Source organism: Antarcticibacterium sp. 1MA-6-2, from assembly GCF_021535135.1.
Classification (GTDB): domain Bacteria; phylum Bacteroidota; class Bacteroidia; order Flavobacteriales; family Flavobacteriaceae; genus Gillisia.
In genome coordinates, this window is sequence record NZ_CP091036.1 from 4020197 (window position 1) to 4045560 (window position 25364).

The following is a 25364-nucleotide window of genomic DNA, read 5'->3' on the forward strand; positions in this document are numbered from 1 at the left end:
AGACCTCACAGGTTTTAAAAACCTGTGAGGTCTGGTTATTTGAATTATTCTGTCCTTAAATTTTTAACCGGATTTGCCAGTCCAGCTTTTATTGCCTGATAACTTATTGTTATAAAAGCTATAAGAATGGCAAATATTCCTGCAATGGCAAAAACGATCCATCCTATGTCAATGCGATATGCAAAATCCTGAAGCCACTTATCCATAAAATACCAGGCGACGGGAGAAGCAAGCAACAATGCAATTGCAATTAAGAGGAGGAAATCCCTGCTTAACAAAACCACTATCCCACTTACCGTGGCGCCCAGCACTTTTCTTATTCCTATTTCTTTTGTTTTCCTCACCACTACAAAAGAGATAAGACCCCATAAACCAATACAGCAAATGAAGATGGAGATGAATGAAAATGCTTTGAAAATTTGAAAGTTTTGCGTTTCCTGCTCATAACTTCCTGCAAGTGTTTCATCAATGAAGTTCATTTCGTAAACATTATCGGGATAAATTTTTCTCCAGGAATCTTCCACAGCCGCCAGGGTATTTCTCATATCTGCCTGATTAATTTTAATACCCGCAGCTACATGAAAGTATGGGAAAGGTGTCATTGCAACCGATCCTATATTCTCGTGAAGGGAAGAAGTATGAAAATCTTCAGTTACTCCTACAATGGTTGGTCTAATATCATTTATTCCTATTTGTATTGTACTTCCCAGAGCTTCTTCAGGTTCATTAAATCCCAGGGTTTTGGCAAGGGAACGGTTTATGACCACAGCACTTCCTATATTTTTTTCTTCTGAAGAAAGAAACCATCTGCCTGCCAGAATTTCCATCTCGTAGGTTTTAAGATAATTGCCATCGCAGGGAATGACCTTGGTACTATAACCACCACCTTCCGGAAGTTGAGGTGCGTTTAAACTTGTACCAATTCCGCTTCCTGAAATTGGAGCTCCCAAACAAAAAGAGATTTGCTTAATTCCTGTTTGTTCCTGTAAGAGGTTCCTGAAATTTTCACGTTTGATACTATCGCTTTCCGGTAATCGCACTTCTATGACAGCCTCCTTGTTAAAGCCTAATTCCTTATTCTGAAAATACTCCATTTGTCGGGAGATGACCAGGGTACAAATTATGAGGGCAATGGATGTGGTAAATTGAAATACAACTAATCCTTTTCTTAATACCACAGAGGATTTACCCGGCGTGGCAAAGCGATTTTTCAGTGAATTCACCGGGCTAAACCCGGATAAAATAATAGCCGGGTAGGCTCCTGAAATAAAGGAGATTAAAATTATTATGCCTAAAAATCCGGTTATGAAAAGAGGATCAAGAAGAGCTAATGAATTAATGGATTTCCCTAAAATACTGTTGATCGTAGGTAAAAATAGAAGAGCAATGGCAATTCCTATCACAGCTGCCAACAGAGTCACAACAAAAGTCTCCAGCATATAGTGAAAGAACAGCTGCTTTTTAGAGGCTCCAATTGTTTTTCGAACCCCAACCTCTTTTGATTTAGTAAAAGCAAAAGAAGTAGAAAGATTTACATAATTAACGCATGCAATGAGCAGTATGAAACCCCCAAGCAACAACAACATTGTAAGGTATCTGGAGCTTACTGTATATGTTGCATTACTGCCCTCGTAAGTGGGATCAAAATGTATTTGGGACAATGGCTGCAGGTATATTTCTTCCTTTCTTTTCTCCTCGGGAGTAGATTTTCTTTCCACCATAGCTTCAAAAGCCGCATCAAGGGCAGTAGGTGCCTGCTTATCAGGAAGGCGCACATAGCTATAGCCGCCGGAAGTAAAAGACCAACTCTGGAGATCAAACCCATTCATGAGTTCATCATTTAAGGTGGAGTAGGAGATAATTATAGAATACGGTAAATGGCTTCTACCTGAAACATCTTTTACAACTCCCACCACCTCAAGATCTGCCTTATTATCAATTCGAATTAGCTGGCCCATTGCATTACTGCCGGGGAAGTACTCTTTTGCCTTACTCTCTGATAGTACCACAACATTAGGTAAGTCTAAAGCGGTTTCAGGACTTCCGGAGATCCAGAAATTTTCAACCTCTTTGAAATCAAGAACATTAAAAAAAAGAGAGTCAGCAAAAATTACATTTTCTTCAAGAATAGGGTCCTGCTCTGCAATCTGCACCTGCATCTCATCAGCAAAGTTTATCTGTGTAGCTGTAATTCCCGGAACTTCATCCTGCAAGAATCTGCTTAGTTGGATAAGGAACATGGGCATCGAAATTTAGTTGATCGTTTCTTTCAGTTTTACTTACTACGCGGTAAAGATTGTCAGTCTCAGAATGAAATTGGTCAAAGCCGCTTTCATAAGTAGAGATAAGAAAAAGTACAACAACAGCTGCAATACCAAGGGATAAACCCAACAGGTTGATGAAGGTGAAGCTCTTGTTTCTCCACAGGTTCCGAAGGATTTGTTTTATAGAAAGTGATAGCATGGCGTTATGTTTTTGCTGAAATCAATTAGATTTTAGTGATTGCCATAGCACATTCATGATGTACCATTTTCCATCAATCTGTGCTAAATGGAAGTAATCTGTTCCCCAGGCGGCTACAACTTTTGCCGTTGCTGTTTTATCCTGAACATCATAAACAGTGATATCTCGCACCGTTTTTGAGTCTGCACGGTTCCCATCTTTATTCCAGTTTTTGGCAAGTTCTACCAGTTGCCCGAAGGTCATCTCATTGAATTGAGAATATTCACCGCTTTGCCTGTTCAGGGATGTTCCCCGCTTTACAAGAGAGGGATGAACACTTTTTTTAATCCTTGCGGGATCAACTTCGTAAACCCCTTCAACATAATCCAGGATTGCTGCTCTCACCTTTTTTTCATCTTCAGAAGAAGAGTTTTGTGAAAACCCGGCTGTGCTGCTTATTATCAGGAGCAGGATAAAGAAAAATTTGATGTTATTTTTCATAATGATAAGATTGATTGATGATATAATTTTTATGTCGCCTTCAGGGGGTTGGCTTTATTCTGTTCTTATATTTTTAACGGGATTGCTTACTGCTGCTTTAATAGCATGAAAACCTACTGTTAATAAGGCAATGCTTACTGCCGAAATTCCTGCTATTAAAAACACGTACCAGCCAATGTTGATCCTATAGGCAAAATCCTGTAACCAGCCGTCCATAAAATACCAGGCAATTGGAGAGGCAATTAAAAGAGCAACCAATACCAGCTTTACAAAATCTTTAGAAAGAAGCATAACTATGTTTTCTACACTTGCCCCAAGAACTTTTCTAATTCCAATTTCTCTCTTCCTTCTTTCTGCGGAAAATGCAGCCAATCCAAATAATCCAAGGCAACCCACGAAAATTGCAAGCCCGGTAAATACGCCCAACAGAGTTTTTAATTTATCTTCAGACTGATACATAACTTCAAAATTTTCGTCTAAAAATTTATATTCAAGAGGATATTCGGGACTGAATTTGTTCCAAACCGTCTCAACCTGATCAAGAGAACTTTCCAGTTGCGCAGTTTCCAATTTCACCGCTACTTTCCAGGCTGCATCAGGGAAAATTTGGAGCACTGTAGTTTCAACTTTTTCATAAAGACTCTTATAGTTAAAGTCTTTTACAACGCCAATTACCTGTCCCACTTTTAAAGAATCGGGATTGGTATTGTTCCACACATTCCAGGTAAGTTGTTGTCCTATGGCTTTCTCCGGAGTTTCAAATCCGAGGTTTTTTACAGCGGTTTCGTTAATGATGAAAGCTTTATCCCTGTCTGTTCCCATTTCTTCTGAAAAAGGTCGGCCCGCTACCATTTCCAGACCTAAGGTCTGGATATAGTCATAATCTACCATTAACTGCGTGGCCGGGTTTTCTACCAGTTGCCCGTTTTTAAGAGTCTTTATTCCGTCTCCCGCCACTGCATCTCCCGGGAATCCATAGCCCACGGATACAGAAGCAACTCCGGGAATTTGTTCCAGTTGATCCTTAAAAGCATCTTTGTTGGTGAACATTTCATCCCCTCGCATTGGAAAAAACATGATCTGGTCTTTACTAAATCCCAAATCTTTATTATGCAGATAATTCACCTGATTAAAAACTACAATGGCGCTAATTATAAGCAAGACAGACATGGAAAACTGAAGAACTACCAGCCCGTGGCGAAGCAGTGGTGTCTTTCCCGGTTCCTGATCTCCTGCAGCCGAACCTTTAAGTACTTTTACTACCTAAACTTAGAAAGTACCAGCGCCGGGTAAAGGCTGGCAAGAATTCCCACAGTTATTGTAAGAATTAAAAATACCAGTAATGCTATGGGGTTTGTGAAGGCAGAGTAGTTTATATCTTTACCTGTAAACTCATTTAACCATGGTAGCAAAAGAGCGGTTAAAGCCAGAGAAAGAACAATACTTATAATTGTAAGGAATACCGTTTCTCCCAAAAATTGAGTGATCAATTGCTTTCGATCTGCTCCAATAGTTTTTCTAACTCCAACTTCTTTTGCTCGTTGTAGAGATTTTGCGGTAGCAAGGTTTATAAAGTTAAAACAGGCAATAAGTAAAATAAAGATTGCGATAAAAGTAAGAGCCTTTACATAAGTAATATTACCTCTTTTAGCATTGTCATACACAAAGCTGGAGGAATGTAAATGAATATCTTTTAAAGGCTGCAAGTGCATTATGTTAGTTGAGAGTTCTCCTCCCTGGCTTAGTTTCTTTTGTTTTTTGCTCTACAATCTGCCGTAGTTTTGCTTCCAAAGCTTCTGCATTGGTACCGGGTTTTAACTTTACATAATTATAAAATTGATTCCATCCCCAGCTTTGCATTCTTTCAGCAGGTATACCTGCCAAAGCAAGAGGCATTACAGATTCGAATTGTAAATGAAACTTTGGATTTTTTTGTAAAAACTCCTGTAATTTTTAAAGGAGTTTTATTCATAATAATTTCTTTACCTACAGGATTTTCAATACCAAAATATCTTTCTGCCATTTCTTCAGAAAGAACAATAGATTCCGGTTGATCTAGGGAACTTTTTGCGGTTCCGTATTTAAATTCTAAGGGTAAAACCTCAAAGAAGGTAGAATCAACAAAAATTCCCCTCTCTTCATAGATCTTTTTATCGCCTACTTCATAAAGGTTCTTTGTTTCCGGCAGCATTAAGATCCTGGCAGTTTTTTCAACTTCAGGAAAGTTTTCGTTCAGGGTAGGAGCAATCATAGGATAAGTTACAGCCAAATCCTCGGTTCCTTCATTATCGGTATGGTTATTATAAACCCGGTAAACCCGATCTCCTTCAGGAAGGAATTTATCAAATTGATATTCGTCCCAAATGAAGAGGGCAATTAAAAAGCAAGCTGTAAAGCCTAAAGCCAAACCTGCGATATTTAAAAAGGAAAACCCTTTATGCCTCAGCATATTTCTCCAGGCGATTTTGAAATGGTTTTTTAACATGGCTATATATTATTCTGTTCTTAATATTTGTGCAGGGTTAGTAATTGCAGCTTTAGCAGCCTGTATGCCTATGGTTAAAAGTGCTATGGCAATTATTATAAGGAAGAGCAATAGCATTAAACCTACAGCCACTCCATCATTGAAAGCGAAAATGTTGATAAAGAAGAAGGAAATTAAATATCCCAGAGGAAGACAAATTGCTGCCGAAATAGCCAGGAGTTTGAAAAAACTTTTTAAAAGTTCCTGAATAATGGCTCGCACAGAGGCACCTAAAACTTTACGGATGCCTATCTCCTTGAACCTTTTCTCGGTGGTGTAGGTGACAATGCCTAAAAGACCCATAATTGCAATGATGAAAATAGTTAAGCATACCATACCCATAAATTTCATTTCGGCACCGGGATAATAGCGCTCATATAATTCTTCTTCATAATTGGAAATTGCTATCTCCTCGTAAGGCTTGTGTTTCTTCCAGATAGAGCCTATTCCTGCACGGAAAGCAGCTTCATTTAAATCTCCTGTAGTTTTAATGCTCAGGACCTGAAATTTTTCCGGGTTGTAGTGAAGTACAAGAGGGCGGGTTTCAAACTGGTATATGTAATAACAAAAATCCTTTACCACTCCCTTAATAGTTACCTGTTGATCGTTGTTCAGATAAATTGTTTTTCCGACAGCTTCCACTAGGTTTACCTAATCCCAGGGAAAAAGGGTTTTTTCATTGACAACAATAAAATTGGAAGTAGAATCACCGGAGGTCTCGTGAAGATTTTCTCCTGCAATTATTTCGAGTTTCATATTCTTAATAAAATCGGCATCAACTGCATAATAACTTGCTTCGAAATTTTCATCCAGTTTTTTCTCTTTTATTGCGGCAGTCATGGAGGTTCCTCCAAAAGGAGCAGAGGTAAATCCTACACTTTCCACATTTTTATGCGAGGCAATTTCATTTGCCATTAAAGTATGATCTCCCCTGACTGAAATGTTATAGATGTCTTTCCTATTAAAATTTTCATTGTCTGTAGCCATGTATCTGAACTGGCTGAACATATTTGCAATTAAGAAGATAAAACAGGCTGTGACAACAAATTGAATAACCACAAGGCTTTTTCTAAAGCCTATTTTTCCAAAGGAAGCAGGATTTAAATTTCCTTTTAAAACTTTTGCTGGTGAGAAACGGGATAAAATTTTGGCAGGAATTATTCCCGCTACCGCACTAGTAAGTACAGTAAAACTAATAAATACAGACCAAAGGATTAGGTAATTATCTACTTCCCATGTGAGCCAGTTTACGGTGATAAACTCTTCCATTATTTTCAATAGAAAAAATCCAACAACCAGTGCGAATAAAGCTATTAGAATAGATTCACATAGAAACTGCCATACAAGTTGGTTCCGGCTGGCGCCGTTTACCTTTCTAATCCCGACTTCATTTGCACGGTTTAATGATCGTGCAAGGGTGAGATTGGTATAATTAAAACTTACCAGTAAGATTATAGCGAGTGCCATAAAAAAGTTAACCGAAAGGTCCCTGAGAGATTCTACATAGGGATTGTCCTCCAACTCTTCAAAATCCGGAGAGATTTTGTCAAAAGCCTGGCTTTGAAATAATCTTTTTTCGTCCTTCTCCTGCACCAGTTTATTAGTGTTTGCTGTAATTGCAGCCAGAGCCGCATCCAGGTTCTTGCGGTTTTCTTCATTCTGAAGTTTTACATAAGTATATCCTGTAAGATCCAGCTGTGGGTTCTGGTCCCTGAATTTGCTTTGGGTAGCCATAGAAACCAGGACATCACTTCTAAAATGCGTGGTTTTTTCATAGGGTTGCAATACTCCCGTAATAGTTAATTCTCCATAGTCGTGATGAGTCACGGTTTTTCCTATTGGATTTGCATCTCCGAAAAATATTTGTGCCATTTCATGGCTCAACACTATTGTGTTAGGAGAATCTGGTATTGTTCCTGTTCTAAGGGGAAAGGCAAAAATTTTAAAAAAATCAGGCTCTACAAAGAGTGGGTTTACTTCTATAGTTTTGATACTATTGTTAAGTTCCCATCCAAATTCTCTGGTTGTATGAGTAGCTTTTTCTACAAAGGGATAGTCCTCTCTCAATCTGCTAGCAACGGCCATAGGAGAGGAGCCATACTTTGTTTTCTCACCAGATGGCGTTTCTATTTGTGTGGTAACACGGTATATCTTTTCTCTCTCCGGATGGAAATTATCGTATTCAAAAACACTTTGAACCTGCATCAAAGAAAGCAAAGCAAATGGAATGGCCAGACCAAGCCCCATAATGTTTACGAAGGAAAAAAGTTTATTCTTCCAAATATTTCGCCACGCTATTTTGAAGTAGTTGCAGATCATAATAATATTTTTACTCGGTTCGTAAACTTTTTACCGGATTTGCTATTGCTGCTTTGGTTGCCTGAAAACTTACTGTAAGAATTGCTATTAACAAGGCCAGAGTTCCTGCAAGTGCAAATACCCACCATTCAATGTTTATCCTGTACGCAAAATCCTGTAACCAGTCATGCATAATATACCATGCGATAGGAGAAGCAATAACAATAGCTACCGCTACTATTTTCAGAAATGATTTCGAAAAAAGTAGGATAATGGAGTTAATCGAAGCTCCCAGCACTTTCCTTATTCCTATTTCTTTTATCTGTTGTTCTGTTATTTGAACTATAAGTCCAAAAACTCCCATTGCAGCGAGGAATAAGCTTAATCCGCTGAAAAAGGCAAACAACTGCTGCAATTTACTTTCAGCCTTATATTGGGTGGCTAACATTTCATCTACCCTGTTTACTTCCAGTAATTTATTGGGATAAAATTCCGTCCACAATTTTTGCAGTTCTTCTAAAACTGCCTGTTCAGCTCCTGATTTTGTTCTTATTATCATCCCTCCGTAAGGAATAGGATTTTCCGCAGTAATTATTGTTGGTTTAAGAGAAGTTTTTAAAGATTCGGTATTGAAATTTTCCACAATTCCTACCGGGGTTATCTTAGCATCTTCAATATTTTCATTTAAATTTTTAACCTGAAGAATATTCGCTGTATATGAAGTTAGAATTGAAGCAGGGCTGTTACTGGATTTCCTGCTCTTCCTTCCAAATGATTTCACCGTTGGGATTGCCAGCTTTTACATCAGAAGGAAATTTTTTGTCCAGGAGCCTTCCTTTCTGCAATTGAAGACCCAGGGTTTCTGCAAGATCAAGATCTGCACTTATATAATAGATTTCAATACTTTTATCAGGATCTGCAGGATCGGGTACTCTTTTGGACATGTAACCTTCCTTTAGTAGGTATCCAGGTGGAAACACTCACCTTTTCGATATTCGAATTTTTTAATAATTGGGTTTTAAAAACATCTCCTTTGCCGTCCCAGCTCACAGTTCCAATACTTAAAAGAGATTCTTTATTATATCCAATATCTGTGGTCTTAAGGAAAGTCACCTGCTGCTGTACCACAATGAGTGCGATAAGAACAATAATAGAAATTGAGAATTGAAGCACCACAAGGCTTTTTCTTACCAGGTTCTGGCCACTTAAATTTCCGGTATATAAATTCCCTTTTATGGTTTCGGCAGGATTGTATCCTGACATTACAAAGGCGGGATAGCCTCCTGCCAGAAGACTTATGCAAAGAAGAATTACAGTCATTATTCCAAACAGGTAAAAACCTGAGACAAAGGTCTGTTGTAATGCATGCCCCAAATAATTTTCAATAAAAGGGACAGATAATTTATATAAGAAAGTGGCTATTAAGGCAGAAATAGTAAAGAATAAAACAGCTTCTGTAAGAAACTGGAATACCAGTTGCTTACGGTTGGCACCAAGAATCTTTCTTACGCCTATTTCCCCCATCCGTTTAACTGCTCTGGCAGTACTAAGATTAATAAAATTAACACAGGCCACAATGAGCAGAAGCAAAGCGACCCCGCTAAGGATGTATATATTTGAAAAACTTCCTTTTATTTCCTGATATTCAGCAAAATCAGAATGTAAATAAATGTCCTTTACAGGTTGTAGTTCAAATGAATCTGCCTTTTCAGCTTCTACAAAGTCAGCATACCAGTTACTCAGCTTTTGACCAAACTCATTTGAATTTGTACCTGATTTCAGAAGCACATAATTTTGACGAAAGGTGCCAAATTGCTCCTTGTTTAAAACTTCCAGCCTTCCTTTTTGCACCAGAAGTGCATCGGCTCTTAAGTGGGTATTCGAGGGAATATCCTCTATAACTCCTGTGATAACGTATGAATTAGGTTCTGCGCCATAAGAGGGTACATCAGAAATAATTTTACCAACTGGATCTTCATTTGGAAAGAACCTTTCTTTTAAACTGCGGCTTATGATCAGATTTTTTTTGTCGTGGATATAATTTTCAGGACCTCCAGCCAAAATTTTTAAATCCAGCATCTTCCAGACGGTAGTATCTGCCTGTAAAAGATTCACTTCAACCTGATCTGATTCCGAAGAAGAAAGTTTTAAATGAATGGGGCGGGTACTTAACTGTGAGACAGCTTCTACTTCCGGAAAATCATTCATTAAGACGGGATTAAGACCAGCAAATGAAGAAGCCATCCTTTTAGATTGGTTACTTCCGGTGGTACTAACAGTAATGATCCTGTAAAGGTCATTTCCTTTACTCCAGTGCGTGTCATAAGAAAGATCATCTATAACAACTGTGGCCACACTCATGCATGCCCCGATTCCTATGGTTAAACCCAGAATATTAATGAATGAGTAAACCTTGTTTTTAGTTAAGGTTCGCCACGCTATTTTGAAGTAATTCCAGATCATTTTTACAATTTTATTCGGTTCTTAAGTTTTAATAGGATAGGAGGTGTTGCCGTTCACTTCAGCTTCAAGGTCGGTATGAGAGTATGAAGGAATCTCGTTGAGCGGCCTTAGATTAAGGGAAATCCAGCCTGATGCTTCAAGGCCGCTATTAAAGAAAGCCGGGAACCGGGTTTTCAGGTTTTCAGTAAGTGCATGTTCAGGATTACCTTTTATGAAATTGATATTAAACATTTGCACAAAATTCTCATCGGCAAAGTAGGTATCGTTTTCATTAAAAATATTGTCTTTATGCTGAAGGGTAACGATACCTGCAGAAACAACTCTTGTTAATTTCTCTATTTCTTTAAAATCATTCTCAAGTAATGGTCCAATGGCTGGTGCTGCAGATCCCAGTTCAAGAGAAGGTATTCCAGTTTCAGGATTAATAAAGGTTCTTTCAATTCTATAGATATTTGAAGCATTTTCGTGATAGCGGTCATAGCTCAGTTCATGAAGCACAAAGGCTGAAATTAAAAGGCAGCAGCAAAGTCCAATAGTAAGCCCGAAGATATTTATCAGGGAGATGAACCTGAATTTCATTAGGTTTCGAACTGCTGAGGTTATATAGCTTTTGATCATAACACCTGATGTTTTTTATCTCCCAAGTTCCTAATTTGAGAGACCTGAAATAATTATTCTGTTCTCAGACTCTTTACCGGGTTCGCAATGGCTGCCTTTACTGTTTGTAAACTCACCGTTGCCAGGGCAATTCCTATAGCCAGAATTCCGCCCACTACAAATAATTCAAAAGGCATTTTAATTTTATAAGCAAAACCCTGAAGCCAGAAATGAGACCCATACCAGGCAATAGGTACTGCAATTAACACTCCCAGTAAAACCAGCTTTAAGAAATCCAGGGAGAGTAAGGTGGTTAACTGTGCAACAGATGCTCCAAGGACTTTTCTTATACCTACTTCCTTTTTTCGTTGGGTAGCGGTAAAAGCAGCAAGGCCAAATAATCCCAGACAGGAGATGAGAATTGTAATTAAGGAGAAAATATTCAGGATCGAAGCAGTTCTCTGTTCAGTTTGGTAAAGTTCTCTATATTCGTCATCGAGAAAACGGTACTCAAAGGTTTTGCCCGGATTAAATGAGTTCCAGGTTGTTGCAATATCAGTTATGGCCTGGTTTATATTATCACCTGTCGTTTTTATAAGTATCTGCCCAAACCAGTCATATTCTGCAAAAATTACTACTAGTTCTATTTTCTGGTGAAGAGATACAAAATTAAAATCCTCGAGAACGGCTGTAATTAAACCGTTTCTTCCGTTTAGACTTGCAGCCTTCCCAATTGCTTCCCCGGGAATATAACCAAGTGCTTCAACAGCCGTTCTATTCAGCATAAAAGCATATTGACGTTCTGGACGGTCAATTGAAACCAGTTTTTTATCAGCAGTAGTGAAATTTCTGCCCTTAATAATTTCCAGGTTCATCGCTGAAACAAAATCCTTATCAACTGGAATAGCGGTAATAGACATACCTTCCCCGTCCTGCCTTCCGGCTACAGAAAATGAATATCCACCCTGTATGTTTACAGGAGAATCATATGAGGCGGTAACATTTTGTATGGAGCTGTAACCAGAAAGTTCCTCTTTAAAAGATTCAAATTGTTTAAGATCAATACTTCCTCCATCCAGTACGATTACATTTGAACGGTCAACCCCGGTATTGGTATTCTGTATAAAATGAAGCTGTTTTTGAGCTACCAGGGTGGCGATAATAAAGGCTATTGATACTGTGAACTGGAAAATTAAAAGTGATTTTCTTAGAATGGTAGAACTTCCCAAATTAGTTTGAATTTTGTTTAAAGCGGCTACAGGTTTTAACCTGGATAAAATCACAGCTTACCAGGTTCCCGCTATGAGAGTCATCGAGGTAAAAAGAAAAATAAGGAACAGTACAAATTCATCTTCCTGCCAGGTTCCCACTCCTATGCTCAACCCTGTGAAATTGTTAAAGGATGGCAGCAACAGGTGAGCAGCTATTACGGCTAATGTGAGGGCGATAAAATTTACAATGGCAGATTCGGTCAAAAATTGAAATATAAGATTAACACGTTTGGCCCCTAAAACCTTTCGAACCCCAATTTCCCTCAAGCGTTCCGAGGATTTTGCGGTCATTAAATTGGTGAAATTTATGCAGGCTATAATTAGCAGTAGAATTGCAATTACACTTAAGATGTATAAATAAATAACATTGTTATCATTACTATCCACTGAATATAAATGCACCTGGGTAAGTGGTTGTAGTTGCAGTTGAAATTTAAATCCGGCCTTAAACTCTTCTGAAAAACGACTGGAAACATATTTATCAATTTTTTGCTGAAGATCCTGAGTTTTTGAAGCCGGATTAAGTAATAAATAGGATCTGTCATTTGCTGAATTCCAAACTTCTGAAGTTGCTCTTGGATCTGAACTATAAGAGCCCAAAATATTGAATTGCAGTGTGGAATAGGGAGGAATATCTTCAATTACACCACTTACCTTCCAATTGTCTTCATTTATTATGATTGCTTTACCCAGTGCAGGTCCCGGGCCAAAGTATTTTTTGGCAGTGGAACTTGTGATTACTACAGAATATGGATCTTTTAAAGCCTCACCCGGATCTCCTTCTATAAAATTGAAACTGAAAATTCTAAAGAATCCTTCATCGGCAATAACCATATCTTTTTCGGTAAAAAGAACGTTATTAACCTTTACTTCCCGGGTACCATAATTGTAAATCCTGGCGGCCTCCTCAACTTCCGAAAATTCTCTTTTAGCAACCGGAACAACAGCAGTAGGGGTTAATGTAGTGCTAACAAAATCGGCATCGGCGGGAGATTTGTAACTCATATTTACAGCTACAATGCGATCTGCCTTATCGTGAAAACGATCATACCGTATTTCATTCAAAATATAAGTAGACAGCAGGAGAAAACAGGTAACACCTAAAAATAAACCAAACAGGCTTACGCTTATGGTAAGCTTAAATCTTACCAGGCTTCTCCAGGCAGTTTTAAAATAGTTCAGGATCATAGTTTCACATTTTACATTTTCCCCATAAGGGGGTTAAAGCCTTTATTATTCAGTTCTTAAACTCTTTACCGGGTTCGCAATGGCAGCTTTAATTGCCTGGAAGCTTATGGTTAGTATGGTAATAACCAGTGAAACTGCCCCTGCCAATACAAATATCCACCAGCTTATTTCAATGCGGTAAGTGAAATCCTGAAGCCACTGGTTCATAAAATACCAGGCTAAGGGAGCTGCGATAGTTAAGGCTATCAACACCAGTTTTACAAAATCTTTTGTGAGCATATGTACCACTGTACTCACGTTTGCTCCCAGAACTTTTCTTATCCCGATCTCTTTTTTCTTCTGCTCTGCCATAAATGAGATCAGCCCGAACAGGCCAAGGCAACTTATAAGGACCGCGAGGCAGGTAAAGACAATAGAAACTTTTGCCAGGCGTTGTTCTTCTGCATATAGTTTTTCTACTTCTTTGTCTATAAATGAATAAGTAAAAGGTGTATCCTTATTTACTGCTTCCCAACTCTGCTCAAGATCTGCAAGTAATTGCTCATAATTGGACACGTCTGCCTTTAGCAGAAGCCAATTTGGGGCCTCCTCGTTAAAAAGTAATAGCGGCGCGATATCTTCTTTAAGGGATGCAAAATGGAAGTCACTTACTACACCCACAATTTCAAAATCTTCTCTTACACCTTCATAAGTTTGCACCAGGGTAGAACCAACAGCATTGTCCATTTTAATATTAAAAGCATCAATAGTGGCTTTGTTAACAATAACCTGTGTGCTGTCGCCCGCCCGTAAATTCCTTCCGGCAAGTAGAGGTGTTTCTACGGTTTCAAAATAGTTTTCAGAAATTCCATTATAAATAACGGCCGTTTGATTTGTAGGATCATCTTGCGGTAGATGTAGGCCTAAGTCTCCAAGCATAAGTTCAGAAGGGTAGTGGTTACTGCCGCTTACTTCCATCACTCCGCTTATTTGGGAAATCTCATTTTTAAGAGCACTATACTTACTGCTGGCTTCACTTGTACCCAACCTTATTGCGATCAGGTTTTCTTTATTGAACCCCATATCTTTTACCTGGGTATATTTTAATTGCTGAATAATTACTATTACGCTTACTATTAATCCTATAGATACCACAAACTGAAATACCACCAGCGCTTTACGAAAAGTGCCGCTACCAGATTGTATGCTGAAAGAGCTTTTTAAAACTTTAATGGGTTTTATGGAAGATAAAATTAGGGCAGGGTATATGCCTGCAAGTAATCCTGTGATGATACTCAAACCTAACAGGGCAGTAAATATTCTCCAGTCGTACAAAGCTGTAGGATTGACCTTCCCCGTAATAAGTAGATTTAAAAAGGGTAAAACCAGTGCAGTTATTGGTATGCTTATAATAGAAGCACCTAAGGAAAGCAATAAAGATTCTCCTAAAAATTGCCCCACAAGAGAAGCCTTTCCTGCACCTACTACTTTTCGCACCCCAATCTCTTTAGCCCTTTTAGATGCCCGGGCCGTGCTTAGATTTACAAAATTAATGCAGGCCACCAACTGGATGAAAAGCGCAAGTATGAGCAGCACATAGAGATAATTAATATTTGATACCTCCTCTATTTGATTGGTTATTCCACTTGAGTATAAATGAATATCTTTAACTTTTTGCAGCAGCAATGTTTTTTCAAATCCTGCACTTGCAAGATCTTTCTTACCCCGCGCCATTAAAAAAGCAGGAAGCTTTTCCTGCACCCGGTTAGCATCTGCCCCCGGCGCAAGTTTTATATAGCTGTGCACAAAATTCTGAATGGCAAAATTTTGTACATTTTGTACGAATTCACCCAAACCCGGGGAATTCATACTCATAAAATAGTTGGGATTAAGATGAGATTTTTCCCCTGTTTGATCATCGAAAACTCCAGTCACTCTTAAAGAAACTTCTTCTTCCCCACTTCCCATAACAAGGGATTTGTTCAGGGCCCTTTCACTTCCGAACAATTTCCTGGCTAATGTTGAGGAAAGTACCACAGTATTAGGTTCTACCAAGGCGCCTTTGGGTTGACCTTCGGTAATACTGAAATTAAATAAATTAAAAACCGTAGGGTCTGCAAGGTAACCACGGGGTTCATAAAATCCCGATGCACTTTCAGCTACACGTAGTAAAGCATCACTTCCTTCCCCCATATATACCAGTCGACAGGCTTCTATTACTTCCGGGAGATCCTCTTTGAGCGCAAAAGCAATGGGTGGGCTACTCGTTGCTCGGTCAGAATCGATGCTGCTGTTATTCCGGCTCTTATTGATAGTCCTTATGCGGTACAGAGATTCTGATTCTGCGTGATGTGTGTCATACCCAAATTGAGCCGAAACATAAACCAGGATACTCAAACAACACACTGTTCCCACGGTAAGACCGAGAAAATTGATGAAGGTTTGCAGTTTGTTCTTCTGAAGGCTTCTCCAGGCTAATTTGAAATAAGTCCTGATCATAGGGAGTTGAATGATGATTAATAGTTTAATTATTTTTGTTCCTTCTCTTTTTAGGCTTAAATCCTTTTACTCAGCTCTTAAACTTCTGGTGGGGTTAGACAAAGCTGCTTTGATGGACTGAAAACTTACTGTTAACAACGTGATCATCAAAACACCAATTCCTGTAGCCACTAGAATCCAGAGGGAGATTTCTGTCCTGTAAGAAAATTTCTGCAACCAACCTTGCATAAAATAATATGCAACAGGAATGGCAATAAACAGGGAAATAAGAACCAGCCGTACAAAATCTTTTGATAGCAGAAGCCATAAATTGGTAACTGTTGCACCAAGAACTTTTCTAACACCTATTTCTTTTGTACGTCGTTCAGCTACGAAAGAAGTCAACCCGAATAATCCCAGGCAACTTATAAATATTGCGAGACCTGTGAATATTTGAGCCAGACTTGCAACCCGTTCCTCTGCCGCAAATTTCTTAGCATATTCTTCGTCTATAAAATCGTATTTGAAAGGTAGATTTGGGAACTGTTGTTTAAAGGTATTTTCAATTAGCGTAAGATTTTCAGAAACACTGTTTTCCGGGTTCAACCTAAGATTGTAATAACTGGCATTATTAAATCTGTCAAAAACAAATAATTGCTGTTTTACAGGTGAATAGGGGGACTGTATAATGGCATCCTCCACAACTCCAATAATTTGCATTGGTGGTCCCGGATCTTCCTCATTATCATCCCTTAGATATTTTCCAACAGGATCTGTCATCCCCATATATTCCATCGCGGTCCTGTTGATAATAACTGCATTGGAATCTGAGGCAAATTCCCTCGAGAAATCTCTCCCCATTATAATTTTCATTCCGAGAGTCTTCACATATTCAAAGGAGACTTCGGTCCAGGCAAAATCTTCCTGAAAACCTTCCGGTTTTCCTTCCCATTCATAACCTGATCGATTAGACCAAACTTCGGTTGCTGGGCTCATGGAGGTAGCCATTTCAATTGCCCCACCCGAGTTTATAAACTGGTTTCGCATGAGGTCGTTTTTCCCCTCAAAATCTGCGCTCATAACTTAGATCTGTATTAAACCACCCTTGTTATATCCAACGGGCCTGTTTTTGCTGAACTGAATTTGGCTCATCACCACAAGAGTTCCAATAATTAAAACAACAGAAACAGTAAACTGTGTTACGACCAGCACTTTTCTGGGAAGCGCAGAGAACCTTCCGGAATTAAATGTTCCCTTTAAAACTCTTACCTAGTCTAAAAGAGGACAGGTATAAAGCAGGATAACCTCCGGCTAACAAGGCTGTAATTATGATAAACACTAAGGAGTAGATCCAGAATTCAGGACTCGACCAGGGGAAAGTAATTTCTTTGCTTGCCAGTTCATTAAAAGTGCTTAGAAAGAGGAGTGCTAATCCAAGGGAAACGATGAAACTTATCATGGTCACCACAAGTGACTCACTTAAAAATTGTTTAATTAATTGTGCTTTACTAGAGCCTATAGCTTTACGAATACCCACCTCTAATGCTCTTTTTTCAGATCTTGCTGTGCTCAGGTTCATGAAATTTATGCAGGCCAGGAACAACACAAAAGCTCCTATAATTCCAAAAAGCCATACATTTTCAATCCTCCCTCCGGTTTGCACCCCATTTTCAAAGTTTGATCTCAGGTGCCAATCGGCCATAGGCAAAAGAAAAATTTTAGTGTCAAAATTTATTGCTTCCTCATTGGCCTTCTTTTTTGAATCTAAAATATTGGCCGTAACAGTTTCCATGGAGAGGTCTTCGGGAATTTTCACAAATAATTGAAAAGAATTATTTCCCCATTGATCCCTGGCATACTTTATCCATTCCTGCGAATTAATATAATGTTCCCATGGCATGAGAAAATGAACATCATATAGAGAGGTGTTTAGCGGGAAATCCTCATACACGGCAGTTATAAGCATATCATCTACGCTATTTACTTTTAAAATTTTTCCCAGAGGATCATTGTTTCCGAATAAAGCTTTGGCTGTTGATTCAGAAATCATGATAGAGTTTATTTCATCTAAGCCATTTTTGTCTCCCTTTAAAATTTTTGGTTCAAAAATCTCCAGTCCTTCTTCCTGTATATAATTCCCGGTTTTGGAAATATTGGTTTCTCCATATTTGAGGTATTTAGAATTGGTCCAGGAAGACATCGCAAGTTTGTCAAAATTTGAATTATAAGATTCCCTGAAAAGAAATTCTAAAGGCCTTGGAATAGCTGGTCCCGTTCCAACCTCACCATTCAAAGTCTGACTTTGAAATACCTGTGCAATCTGGTCGTGATTTTGGAAAGATCTATTAAAATTTATCTCATCCTGAATCCAGAGACAAATCATAATAGTGACTGCCATGCCCAGGGCAAGACCGAATATATTTATGAGGGAATACACCTTATTATTTAATAAGTTTCTCCAGGCTATTTTGAAATAATTGAGAAGCATAAGCTTTATTTATTGATGAATGAAATGATGATCTTAAAATTTACATTTTCATATTTTACTCCGTTCTTAAACTCTTTACCGGGTTCGCAATGGCAGCTTTAATTGCCTGAAAGCTTACAGTAAACAGTGCGATAAGGATTGCAGTTACCCCGGCTACAGCAAAAATCCACCAGCTTATATCTATTCTATAGGCAAATTGAGAGAGCCAGCGTTGCATAACAAACCAGGCGATAGGAATGGCCAGAACAAGGGAAAGTCCCACCAGTTTTATAAAATCGGCATTTAACAACTTTAAAATTCCCAGGGAAGAAGATCCCAAAACTTTTCTGATCCCGATTTCTTTTTTTCGCATTTCGGCATTAAAGGTGGCAAGTCCCAAAAGCCCCAGGCAGGAGATGAGGATTGCCATATAAGCAAAGTATCCTGAAAGTTTCAGTAGGTGCTGCTCTGTTGTGTATTGAGCCTGGAAGGTGTCATCCAGAAACTTAAAATCAAATGTGTAACCGTTGTTGTACTGCTCATAGTACCTTTTGATCAGTTCCAGCGTTTTTCTTTCATTTCCCGGTTTGATGCTTACCATTGCCATCGTGGCTTCCTGGGGCTTAATGGAAAACGAGTGGTGGGATGTTTCGCATGACAGAACTGGTATGAAAATCTTTTATGACACCCAGTATCGTTTTATCTTCACCCCAAACATTTATTTTTCTACCCACGGGATCTTTGAGGTTCATAATTTTGATTGCTGTTTCATTTAACAACACGCAGGAATCTAATGCACCCAAATCCTCAGAATATGGTTTACTTAAGCAGCCATTTTCATATTGAGGGTGCTCATAAGGTGTGTGTCGATGCCCCTTATTAGAAAATCAATAGGGTTGTTTTCCTTTTTGCCCGGCCAGGAAATACCATAGGTAGAAGAACCACCGTCTTCCCGAATAAGCGTTTGGTTTATTCCACCTAAGCATCTACAACCCCTGGAAGAGTCCTTAGGCCATTAAAAAATGAGGTGGTATTTTCACTTGCCTTTGCTTCCAGGTCAAAATGAATAATATTGTTCTTCTCGTAGCCTATGGGTTTATTAAGTGCAAAATTGACTTGCTTTTTTATAACAAGTACAGAAATAATAAGAATAATAGAAGCCATAAATTGAAAGACTACCAAGCCTTTTCTAATAAATATTTCGCCCACTTTCCCTTTAAAATTTCCTTTGAGCGTGGTTAAAGGTGTAAACCCGGAAAGATAAAAGGCCGGATAACTCCCTGCAAGCAGCCCAGTTGCCAGGGTTACGGCTACCAACAAAATAATATTAAGAGGAGAAAACTCAACAGTGAGTGCTTTGTTTAAGTGATGTAGTTAAAACTTGGCATGAAAAGTAAAACAAGACCAATAGCAAGCACCGTAGCCAAAAAGCTCAGGACTATCGACTCGGTCAAGAACTGCAGCATTAAAGCACTCCTGCTTGTGCCGACTACCTTTTTAATTCCTATTTCCTTAAACCTGCTGGAAACTTGTGCTGTGGAGAGATTTATAAAGTTAATACAGGCTATGAGCAGTACAAGGATAGCGATTAAAGAAAACAATCTCACATAGGTGATCCTTCCCCCACTTTGAATTCCATTTTCATAGTTCCCGTACAAATAGCCATCAGAAAATTTTCGTAGAAAAATGCTGAAAATATTTCCCTCGTCATATTTGTCAATGAGGTTACTTATTTTTCCTTCAAAAAGTGCTGCATTGGTATTGGGCTTGAGCAGAACATAGGTTTCAGGACCTGTGTTATACCATTCTTTTCCATTGACCCAGATGTCTTCTAAAAGTTTGGTTTTGGATAATATAAAATCAAATTTTAAAGTGGAATTAGCGGGGACATCTTCACAAACACCGCTGATTTTTGCGACGTGATTTACCCCAAAGATGGAATACTCCAAACTTTTATCCATAGCATTTTGACTGGAGCCAAAGAGTTTGTTTGCCAATTGCTCTGAAACAACAATATTGTTTTTTTCCTGAAGCACCTGTGCTCTATTCCCTTCAATAAGAGGAAAAGTGAATATGTCAAAAAAGGTGGAGCTGGAGAAAACTCCGGCCGATTTATAGGCGTGTTCTTCATTGGTAAAAGTAATTTTCATACCTTCTTTTTCCAGATTCATCACCGTGACGGCATGCTCTACTTCAGGAAAATCTTTTTCCAGTGCCTCGGCAAGGGGCCCCTGGGTGTGATCATGAATCAGCACATTGCCGTTTTCTGTACTTTTTTCCATAATTTGATACAGTCGCGCATCATTTTTATGAAAACGATCGATCATAAGTTCGTCACTCACCCACAGGTAAAAAAAAAAAGTACAGCCCAGTCCAGTAGTGAGTCCCACAACATTGATGAAGGAAAAGAGCGGTTTCTTTTTTAAGTTGCGCCAGGCGATTTTGATATAATTTTTGAGCATATTGACAATTTTAAATCAATTTTAGAGGGTTTTTCGTGGTTTCTCCTCTTTCGCTTTGGTTCCCACCGGGGGGACTTGCACGAGAGGAAGACACAGGGTGCTTACTCTGTTCTTAAACTCTTTACCGGGTTCGCAATGGCAGCTTTAATTGCCTGAAAGCTTATGGTAAATAGTGCAATAAAGATTGCAGTTACTCCGGCTACAACAAAAATCCACCAGCTAATATCTATTCTATAGGCAAAATCCTGTAGCCATTTATCCATTAGGAACCAGGCCAGGGGAGAGGCAATTACAAAAGCAATAAGAACAAGCTTTAAAATTCTATTGATAGTAAATTCACTATTCCCGAAACCGATGCTCCCACTATTTTTCTTATTCCTATTTCGCGCCTGCGCTGTATTGTACTGTAAGAGGCGAGTCCCAGTAAACCTAAACAGGAAATGAAAATGGCAAGGCCTGCAAAGTTTAAAAACAGTGCTCCAAAGCGTTGTTCACTGCGATACTGCCTGTCAAAGAATTCATCGAGGAAATAGTAATCAAAAGGTTGTTGAGGTAATAATTTGTTCCATTCCTTCTCAATGGAGGCAATAGTACCAGGCACATTACCGGGGTCAATTTTTACAGCCAGGAGGTTGGTCCTGTCCGGCTCGATACGCATGCTTAGAGGTTTAATTTCTTCCTGAAGGGAGGTGAAATGAAAATCTTTAACCACCCCCACTATTTGGCCTTCACGACCCCACTGTCGAAACTTACGTCCAATAGCTTCCTCTGCTGAAGAATAACCCAGTAGCTGCACCGCACTCTCATTAATCAACATCGCCTGAGTAGTATCTGAAGCAAAATCACGGGAAAAAGTTCTTCCTGCAGCTAAATCAATATCAAATGTTGGGATATAGTCAAAATCCACAAAATAAACATCAATGTTGGCTATCTGGAGATCTCCTTTTTTATTTTCAATTTCTGAATAAGCACCATAATTATTTCCTCCCGGTACACTCGAACTAAAAGTGCTGGTTTTTACTTCGGGGATTTTATACAGAGCTTGCTGGAGAGCTTCCTGTGCAGGGTTATTGTTTGGTCTTAGCATCACAATTTGTTCTTTATCAAAACCCAGGTCCGTCGTCCTCATGTATTGCATCTGGTTGTAAATCACAATTGTACCTATAATAAGGACTATAGAAATAGTAAACTGACTAATTACCAAACCCTTCCTTAAAAAAACTCCCTTGCTTCCTGCAGAAAATCGGCCTTTGAGGACGCTTACCTACTTAAAAGAAGAGAGAACAAGTGCCGGATAAATACCTGAAATGAGTCCTAAAATTATAGCAACAACAAACAACATCAGCAGGTAAAAAGGTTCAGAAAAGATATTTTCAGCTACCGTTTTTCCGGCCATTTGGTTGAAGTAGGGCAGTAGCAGTGAAACAAATCCAACAGTAAAAACAGCTGCTATGAAACATATGACAATTGATTCTCCTATGAATTGAGAACCAAGATGTCTCTTTTGAGCTCCCACAACCTTCCTTATTCCTACTTCTTTCGCTCTTTCTACTGAACGGGCTGTGGTGAGGTTAATAAAATTAATACAGGCGATCAATAAAATAAATACCACAACCATTCCAAATATATATACATTGTTGATACTGCCCTGCACAGATCCTCCTCTTGAAGAATGAAGATAAACCTCCTCAAAGGGTTCCAGGAAGAGAGATACAAACATTTGTGATTCCTTCATCTCGTTACCAGCCTTCTTCTCCAGAAAAGCCGGAAATTTTGCTTCAAGTTGTTTTGGATTGGTATTAGGGGCAACCAGGATATATGTGGAAGGACTATAATTTCCCCATTGCTCATCTACACCCTGGTAAAGATTTTGACTAAAAGTTACCATAGAAAGAACAATATCTGCCTGGATGTGAGAATTCAAAGGGATATCTTCCATTACCCCTGTGATCTCAACTGAATATCCTTCATCAAAGATTTTAATAGTTTTTCCCAGGGGATCTTCTTCTCCGAAATATTTTTGAGCCGTGGACCGGGATATTACGGCAGTAAAAGGAGTTGTTAATGCAGTTTGCTTTTTCCCCTGAAGCAAATCGAAATCAAAGCTTGTAAAGAAACCTAAGATCTGCAGCGATTACGTCTTCTTCCAAAAACTTAAGATCATCTTTTTTTACCAGGGCCTCTATTTCGTTCACACGAATGGCAGCTTCAATTTCAGGAAATTCCGGTTCAAGATTTGGCGCTACAGCCCACGAAGTAATATTTCCTTTAATAACTTCCGAAGGAGTTTTCACATCGGCCACTACACGATATATTCGATCACCCTTAGAGTGGAAATTGTCATAGCTAAGTTCAAATCCTACATAGAGCAGGATGAGAAAATCCCATTGTTAGCCCAATTGCAAGACCCGAAATGTTGATGAGGGAAAACCATTTGTGCCTCCAAAGATTACGTAGTGCGATTTTAATGAAATTGAGAAACATAGTGCGGGAATTGAGTGATAATTCTATTGATTGATGATGACCCTAATCTTAAACAAGAACGTTTTCTGTAACCTTTTGCCCGTCCAGCATCCTGATGATCCTATGGCTGTATTTGGCATCGTGTTCACTGTGCGTTACCATAATGATAGTAGTTCCTGCTTCATTTAACTCTGTAAGAAGATCCATAACTTCGTTACCATTGCTGCTGTCCAGGTTTCCCGTAGGCTCATCGGCAAGGATAAGTTTGGGATTATTAACCACGGCACGGGCTACTGCCACCCGTTGTTGTTGACCTCCTGATAGTTGCTGCGGAAAGTGATTCCTCCTGTGCATAATTCCCATTTTCTCAAGGACTTCATGAACACGCACTTTACGGTCAGCTTACTTTACACCTGTATAGATTAGCGGAAGCTCTACATTTTTCATATACCGTTAATTCGTCAATAAGGTTGAAGCTCTGAAATACAAAACCTATGTTATGTTTTCTCAGGTTAGCTCGTTTGCGTTCGTTAAAACCAGAAACCTCCGTCCCGTTGAACACAAAACTTCCACCATCGGGGTCATCAAGCAGTCCTAAAATATTTAGTAAAGTTGATTTTCCACACCCGGAAGGTCCCATTATGGCTACAAATTCTCCTTCTTTAACTTTGAAAGAAAGCTTGTTCAAAGCGACTGTCTGAACCTCTTCAGTCCTGTAGAATTTTTCTAGATTTTCTATTGTTATCATTGCTTCTAATTAATTCTGTTTATATAGTTTTTTGGTTTTTCATTTGTGAAGATCTTTAACTAAAAGACCAACTATAATTTTTGGTGTTACATTACTCGAGGACCAGTTCCTGGATGTCACCATAGTTATCATAACTGGAAGTAATGACCTCGTCTCCTGGTACCAACCCATCCAATACTTCATAATATTCGGTGTTTTGGCTTCCAAGCCTGATATCTGTTTTGTAGGCACTCTGGCCATCTTCACTCACTTTAAAGATCCAGTTACCTCCTGTTTGTTGGAAAAAACCTCCCTTCGGAATTAAAAGAGCCTGTTTTTCCTGGCTAAGAGCAACTCTAATTTGAAGTGTTTGTCCTCTACGAATCCCTTCAGGAATTTCTCCATCGAAATGCATATCAACCTGAAATCTTCCGTTGGTTACCTGGGTATAAACTTTCTTTATTGTGAGGGTGTATTCTTTTCCGTCGAAAGAAAAGGTTCCGGTTTGCCCATTATAGATGCGGGAGATATAATGCTCATCAATGTCTACCCTTACTTTGTAACCGCTAAGCACATCGATCTGCCCCAGTCTTTCCCCTTTGTTCTTAGACTGGCCTATTTCAGCATCAAGGGAGGTAAGTTGCCCGTCTACGTGGTGCTCTTACAATGAGATCTCCCACTTTTTTGCGCATAAGTTCTAGAGCGCTTTGAGTCCTGCTATAGGAATTTTGCGCCTGGGTTACCTCCTGCCTCGTTGCTATAGAATCCTGTTTCATTACCTGTTCTGCAAGTTCCATCCGCTGTTTCTGGTAGTTGTAGTTATTTTCAGATTCCACCAAATCCTGTCTTCCAATCGCCTTTTTCTCGTACAGTTTTTTGTTGAGGTTATAAAGTCTTTCGGCTTCTATGAGGCTGTTTTCTACATCTGTCAATTGATTTAACCTGTTAATGGTGTTTTGGCGGGCTGCATTTTGAGAAATCTGCATTTGGGTAAGCAGGTTGTAAACCGAAGTCTCCTGGTTTACAAGGCTCAATTCAAGATCGGTATTAGAGAGGCGAAGAATAGGATCTCCGGCTTCCATTATGGCGCCATCTTCAACAAATTTTTCTTCCACCCTTCCACCTTCCAAAGCGTCCAGATATATGGTGGTAATAGGTAGTACTATTCCATTAACGGGGATATTTTCCTGAAAAATGCCCTGAGTTGCAGTATTGATACTTATTCGTTCCTTTTGAACGTTTAATTTAGAGTTACCTCCCGAGGAAATGAGTACAAAAATAATTAAGGCCAGGAGCAAAGCTCCCCCCAATATCATAAGAATCCGGGAGGTTGTAAATCTTTTCTTTTTTAATGGTATGTCCATTTATAATTTTATTTTCTCTTGTTTATATGAAGAATGATGCCAGATTCTCAAGAGCTTGATTTTATTGGGTTTGCCTCCTAAATAGAGGGAAAAACTGTCCGTTTTCGAACAATTGCTGTTCGCTTACAATACAGTTTTTG

At 39.0% G+C, this 25364-nt stretch carries 24 protein-coding genes and 2 pseudogenes; all 26 read right to left on the reverse strand.

The window, feature by feature from the left end; genetic code table 11:
- Positions 1 to 44: 44 nt before the first annotated feature.
- On the reverse strand, positions 45 to 2240 hold the full coding sequence (locus LZ575_RS20325) for an FtsX-like permease family protein (RefSeq protein WP_235326913.1): 2196 nt from the start codon (positions 2238 to 2240) through the stop codon (positions 45 to 47).
- Positions 2203 to 2463 (reverse strand): ABC transporter permease, encoded by a 261-nt coding sequence (locus tag LZ575_RS20330; protein ID WP_235326915.1) that lies wholly within the window; start codon positions 2461 to 2463, stop codon positions 2203 to 2205. Before LZ575_RS20330 ends, LZ575_RS20325 begins: the two co-directional genes overlap by 38 nt.
- Before the next feature lie 21 nt (positions 2464 to 2484).
- A complete protein-coding gene (locus tag LZ575_RS20335) occupies positions 2485 to 2943 on the reverse strand; it encodes a nuclear transport factor 2 family protein (RefSeq protein ID WP_235326917.1) in 459 nt (152 codons plus the stop codon).
- Between the two features lie 54 nt (positions 2944 to 2997).
- Positions 2998 to 4104, reverse strand: coding sequence for an ABC transporter permease (locus tag LZ575_RS20340; protein WP_235326919.1), 1107 nt, complete (start codon positions 4102 to 4104; stop codon positions 2998 to 3000).
- A 98-nt stretch (positions 4105 to 4202) separates the two neighbouring features.
- On the reverse strand, positions 4203 to 4649 hold the full coding sequence (locus LZ575_RS20345) for an ABC transporter permease (protein ID WP_235326921.1): 447 nt from the start codon (positions 4647 to 4649) through the stop codon (positions 4203 to 4205).
- A gap of 158 nt (positions 4650 to 4807) precedes the next feature.
- Entirely contained in the window at positions 4808 to 5392 is a 585-nt protein-coding gene (locus tag LZ575_RS20350; protein WP_235326923.1) for an ABC transporter permease, read from the reverse strand.
- Positions 5393 to 5437: 45 nt separating this feature from the next.
- Positions 5438 to 6109, reverse strand: coding sequence for an ABC transporter permease (locus LZ575_RS20355; protein WP_235326925.1), 672 nt, complete (start codon positions 6107 to 6109; stop codon positions 5438 to 5440).
- A 9-nt stretch (positions 6110 to 6118) separates the two neighbouring features.
- Positions 6119 to 7786, reverse strand: coding sequence for an ABC transporter permease (locus LZ575_RS20360; RefSeq protein WP_235326927.1), 1668 nt, complete (start codon positions 7784 to 7786; stop codon positions 6119 to 6121).
- A 10-nt stretch (positions 7787 to 7796) separates the two neighbouring features.
- On the reverse strand, positions 7797 to 8546 hold the full coding sequence (locus LZ575_RS20365; protein WP_235326929.1) for an ABC transporter permease: 750 nt from the start codon (positions 8544 to 8546) through the stop codon (positions 7797 to 7799).
- Positions 8509 to 8709 (reverse strand): hypothetical protein, encoded by a 201-nt coding sequence (locus LZ575_RS20370; RefSeq protein WP_235326931.1) that lies wholly within the window; start codon positions 8707 to 8709, stop codon positions 8509 to 8511. Before LZ575_RS20370 ends, LZ575_RS20365 begins: the two co-directional genes overlap by 38 nt.
- Positions 8675 to 10228 carry an ABC transporter permease gene (locus tag LZ575_RS20375; protein WP_235326933.1) on the reverse strand — a complete coding sequence of 518 codons (1554 nt, stop codon included), beginning with the start codon at positions 10226 to 10228 and terminating at the stop codon, positions 8675 to 8677. The genes LZ575_RS20370 and LZ575_RS20375 overlap by 35 nt, the downstream gene beginning before the upstream one ends.
- Before the next feature lie 21 nt (positions 10229 to 10249).
- Positions 10250 to 10846, reverse strand: coding sequence for an ABC transporter permease (locus LZ575_RS20380; RefSeq protein WP_235326935.1), 597 nt, complete (start codon positions 10844 to 10846; stop codon positions 10250 to 10252).
- A 53-nt stretch (positions 10847 to 10899) separates the two neighbouring features.
- Positions 10900 to 12108, reverse strand: a complete 1209-nt coding sequence (locus LZ575_RS20385) for an ABC transporter permease (RefSeq protein WP_235326937.1) — start codon at positions 12106 to 12108, stop codon at positions 10900 to 10902.
- Between the two features lie 3 nt (positions 12109 to 12111).
- A complete protein-coding gene (locus tag LZ575_RS20390) occupies positions 12112 to 13284 on the reverse strand; it encodes an ABC transporter permease (protein ID WP_235326939.1) in 1173 nt (390 codons plus the stop codon).
- Positions 13285 to 13329: 45 nt separating this feature from the next.
- Positions 13330 to 15762 (reverse strand): ABC transporter permease, encoded by a 2433-nt coding sequence (locus LZ575_RS20395; protein WP_235326941.1) that lies wholly within the window; start codon positions 15760 to 15762, stop codon positions 13330 to 13332.
- A 66-nt stretch (positions 15763 to 15828) separates the two neighbouring features.
- Positions 15829 to 16821 (reverse strand): FtsX-like permease family protein, encoded by a 993-nt coding sequence (locus LZ575_RS24045; protein WP_311195879.1) that lies wholly within the window; start codon positions 16819 to 16821, stop codon positions 15829 to 15831.
- Positions 16822 to 16984: 163 nt separating this feature from the next.
- Complete coding sequence (locus LZ575_RS24050) at positions 16985 to 18229, reverse strand: ABC transporter permease (protein WP_311195880.1); 1245 nt, start codon at positions 18227 to 18229, stop codon at positions 16985 to 16987.
- Positions 18230 to 18284: 55 nt separating this feature from the next.
- Positions 18285 to 18815, reverse strand: a complete 531-nt coding sequence (locus LZ575_RS20405) for an ABC transporter permease (protein WP_235326943.1) — start codon at positions 18813 to 18815, stop codon at positions 18285 to 18287.
- Positions 18816 to 19186: 371 nt separating this feature from the next.
- The gene (locus LZ575_RS20410) at positions 19187 to 19525 is read right to left on the reverse strand and encodes a hypothetical protein (RefSeq protein ID WP_235326945.1); all 339 of its coding nucleotides are present in this window, start codon (positions 19523 to 19525) and stop codon (positions 19187 to 19189) included.
- 44 nt (positions 19526 to 19569) lie between these two features.
- Positions 19570 to 20670 carry an ABC transporter permease gene (locus LZ575_RS20415; protein WP_235326947.1) on the reverse strand — a complete coding sequence of 367 codons (1101 nt, stop codon included), beginning with the start codon at positions 20668 to 20670 and terminating at the stop codon, positions 19570 to 19572.
- Positions 20671 to 20771: 101 nt separating this feature from the next.
- The gene (locus LZ575_RS20420; RefSeq protein WP_235326949.1) at positions 20772 to 20933 is read right to left on the reverse strand and encodes an ABC transporter permease; all 162 of its coding nucleotides are present in this window, start codon (positions 20931 to 20933) and stop codon (positions 20772 to 20774) included.
- A gap of 50 nt (positions 20934 to 20983) precedes the next feature.
- On the reverse strand, positions 20984 to 21799 hold the full coding sequence (locus LZ575_RS20425; RefSeq protein ID WP_235326951.1) for an ABC transporter permease: 816 nt from the start codon (positions 21797 to 21799) through the stop codon (positions 20984 to 20986).
- Between the two features lie 135 nt (positions 21800 to 21934).
- Positions 21935 to 22762, reverse strand: a complete 828-nt coding sequence (locus LZ575_RS20430) for an FtsX-like permease family protein (protein WP_235326953.1) — start codon at positions 22760 to 22762, stop codon at positions 21935 to 21937.
- A 7-nt stretch (positions 22763 to 22769) separates the two neighbouring features.
- Complete coding sequence (locus LZ575_RS20435) at positions 22770 to 22973, reverse strand: hypothetical protein (RefSeq protein WP_235326955.1); 204 nt, start codon at positions 22971 to 22973, stop codon at positions 22770 to 22772.
- Positions 22974 to 23202: 229 nt separating this feature from the next.
- Positions 23203 to 23881: pseudogene (locus LZ575_RS20440) on the reverse strand (ABC transporter ATP-binding protein).
- Positions 23882 to 23972: 91 nt separating this feature from the next.
- Positions 23973 to 25224: pseudogene (locus tag LZ575_RS20445) on the reverse strand (efflux RND transporter periplasmic adaptor subunit).
- Positions 25225 to 25364: the final 140 nt, after the last annotated feature.

Excerpts from the sequence above, each read along its gene's own strand:
- LZ575_RS20325 (WP_235326913.1), bottom strand. The coding sequence starts at position 2,240 with ATGTTCCTTATCCAACTAAGCAGATTCTTGCAGGATGAAGTTCCGGGA.
- LZ575_RS20330 (WP_235326915.1), bottom strand. The coding sequence starts at position 2,463 with ATGCTATCACTTTCTATAAAACAAATCCTTCGGAACCTGTGGAGAAAC.
- LZ575_RS20335 (WP_235326917.1), bottom strand. The coding sequence starts at position 2,943 with ATGAAAAATAACATCAAATTTTTCTTTATCCTGCTCCTGATAATAAGC.
- LZ575_RS20350 (WP_235326923.1), bottom strand. The coding sequence starts at position 5,392 with ATGCTGAGGCATAAAGGGTTTTCCTTTTTAAATATCGCAGGTTTGGCT.
- LZ575_RS20360 (WP_235326927.1), bottom strand. The coding sequence starts at position 7,786 with ATGATCTGCAACTACTTCAAAATAGCGTGGCGAAATATTTGGAAGAAT.
- LZ575_RS20370 (WP_235326931.1), bottom strand. The coding sequence starts at position 8,709 with ATGTCCAAAAGAGTACCCGATCCTGCAGATCCTGATAAAAGTATTGAA.
- LZ575_RS20375 (WP_235326933.1), bottom strand. The coding sequence starts at position 10,228 with ATGATCTGGAATTACTTCAAAATAGCGTGGCGAACCTTAACTAAAAAC.
- LZ575_RS20380 (WP_235326935.1), bottom strand. The coding sequence starts at position 10,846 with ATGATCAAAAGCTATATAACCTCAGCAGTTCGAAACCTAATGAAATTC.
- LZ575_RS20390 (WP_235326939.1), bottom strand. The coding sequence starts at position 13,284 with ATGATCCTGAACTATTTTAAAACTGCCTGGAGAAGCCTGGTAAGATTT.
- LZ575_RS20395 (WP_235326941.1), bottom strand. The coding sequence starts at position 15,762 with ATGATCAGGACTTATTTCAAATTAGCCTGGAGAAGCCTTCAGAAGAAC.
- LZ575_RS24045 (WP_311195879.1), bottom strand. The coding sequence starts at position 16,821 with ATGAGCGCAGATTTTGAGGGGAAAAACGACCTCATGCGAAACCAGTTT.
- LZ575_RS24050 (WP_311195880.1), bottom strand. The coding sequence starts at position 18,229 with ATGCTTCTCAATTATTTCAAAATAGCCTGGAGAAACTTATTAAATAAT.
- LZ575_RS20405 (WP_235326943.1), bottom strand. The coding sequence starts at position 18,815 with ATGGCAATGGTAAGCATCAAACCGGGAAATGAAAGAAAAACGCTGGAA.
- LZ575_RS20415 (WP_235326947.1), bottom strand. The coding sequence starts at position 20,670 with ATGCTCAAAAATTATATCAAAATCGCCTGGCGCAACTTAAAAAAGAAA.
- LZ575_RS20420 (WP_235326949.1), bottom strand. The coding sequence starts at position 20,933 with ATGGATAAATGGCTACAGGATTTTGCCTATAGAATAGATATTAGCTGG.
- LZ575_RS20425 (WP_235326951.1), bottom strand. The coding sequence starts at position 21,799 with ATGAGGACGACGGACCTGGGTTTTGATAAAGAACAAATTGTGATGCTA.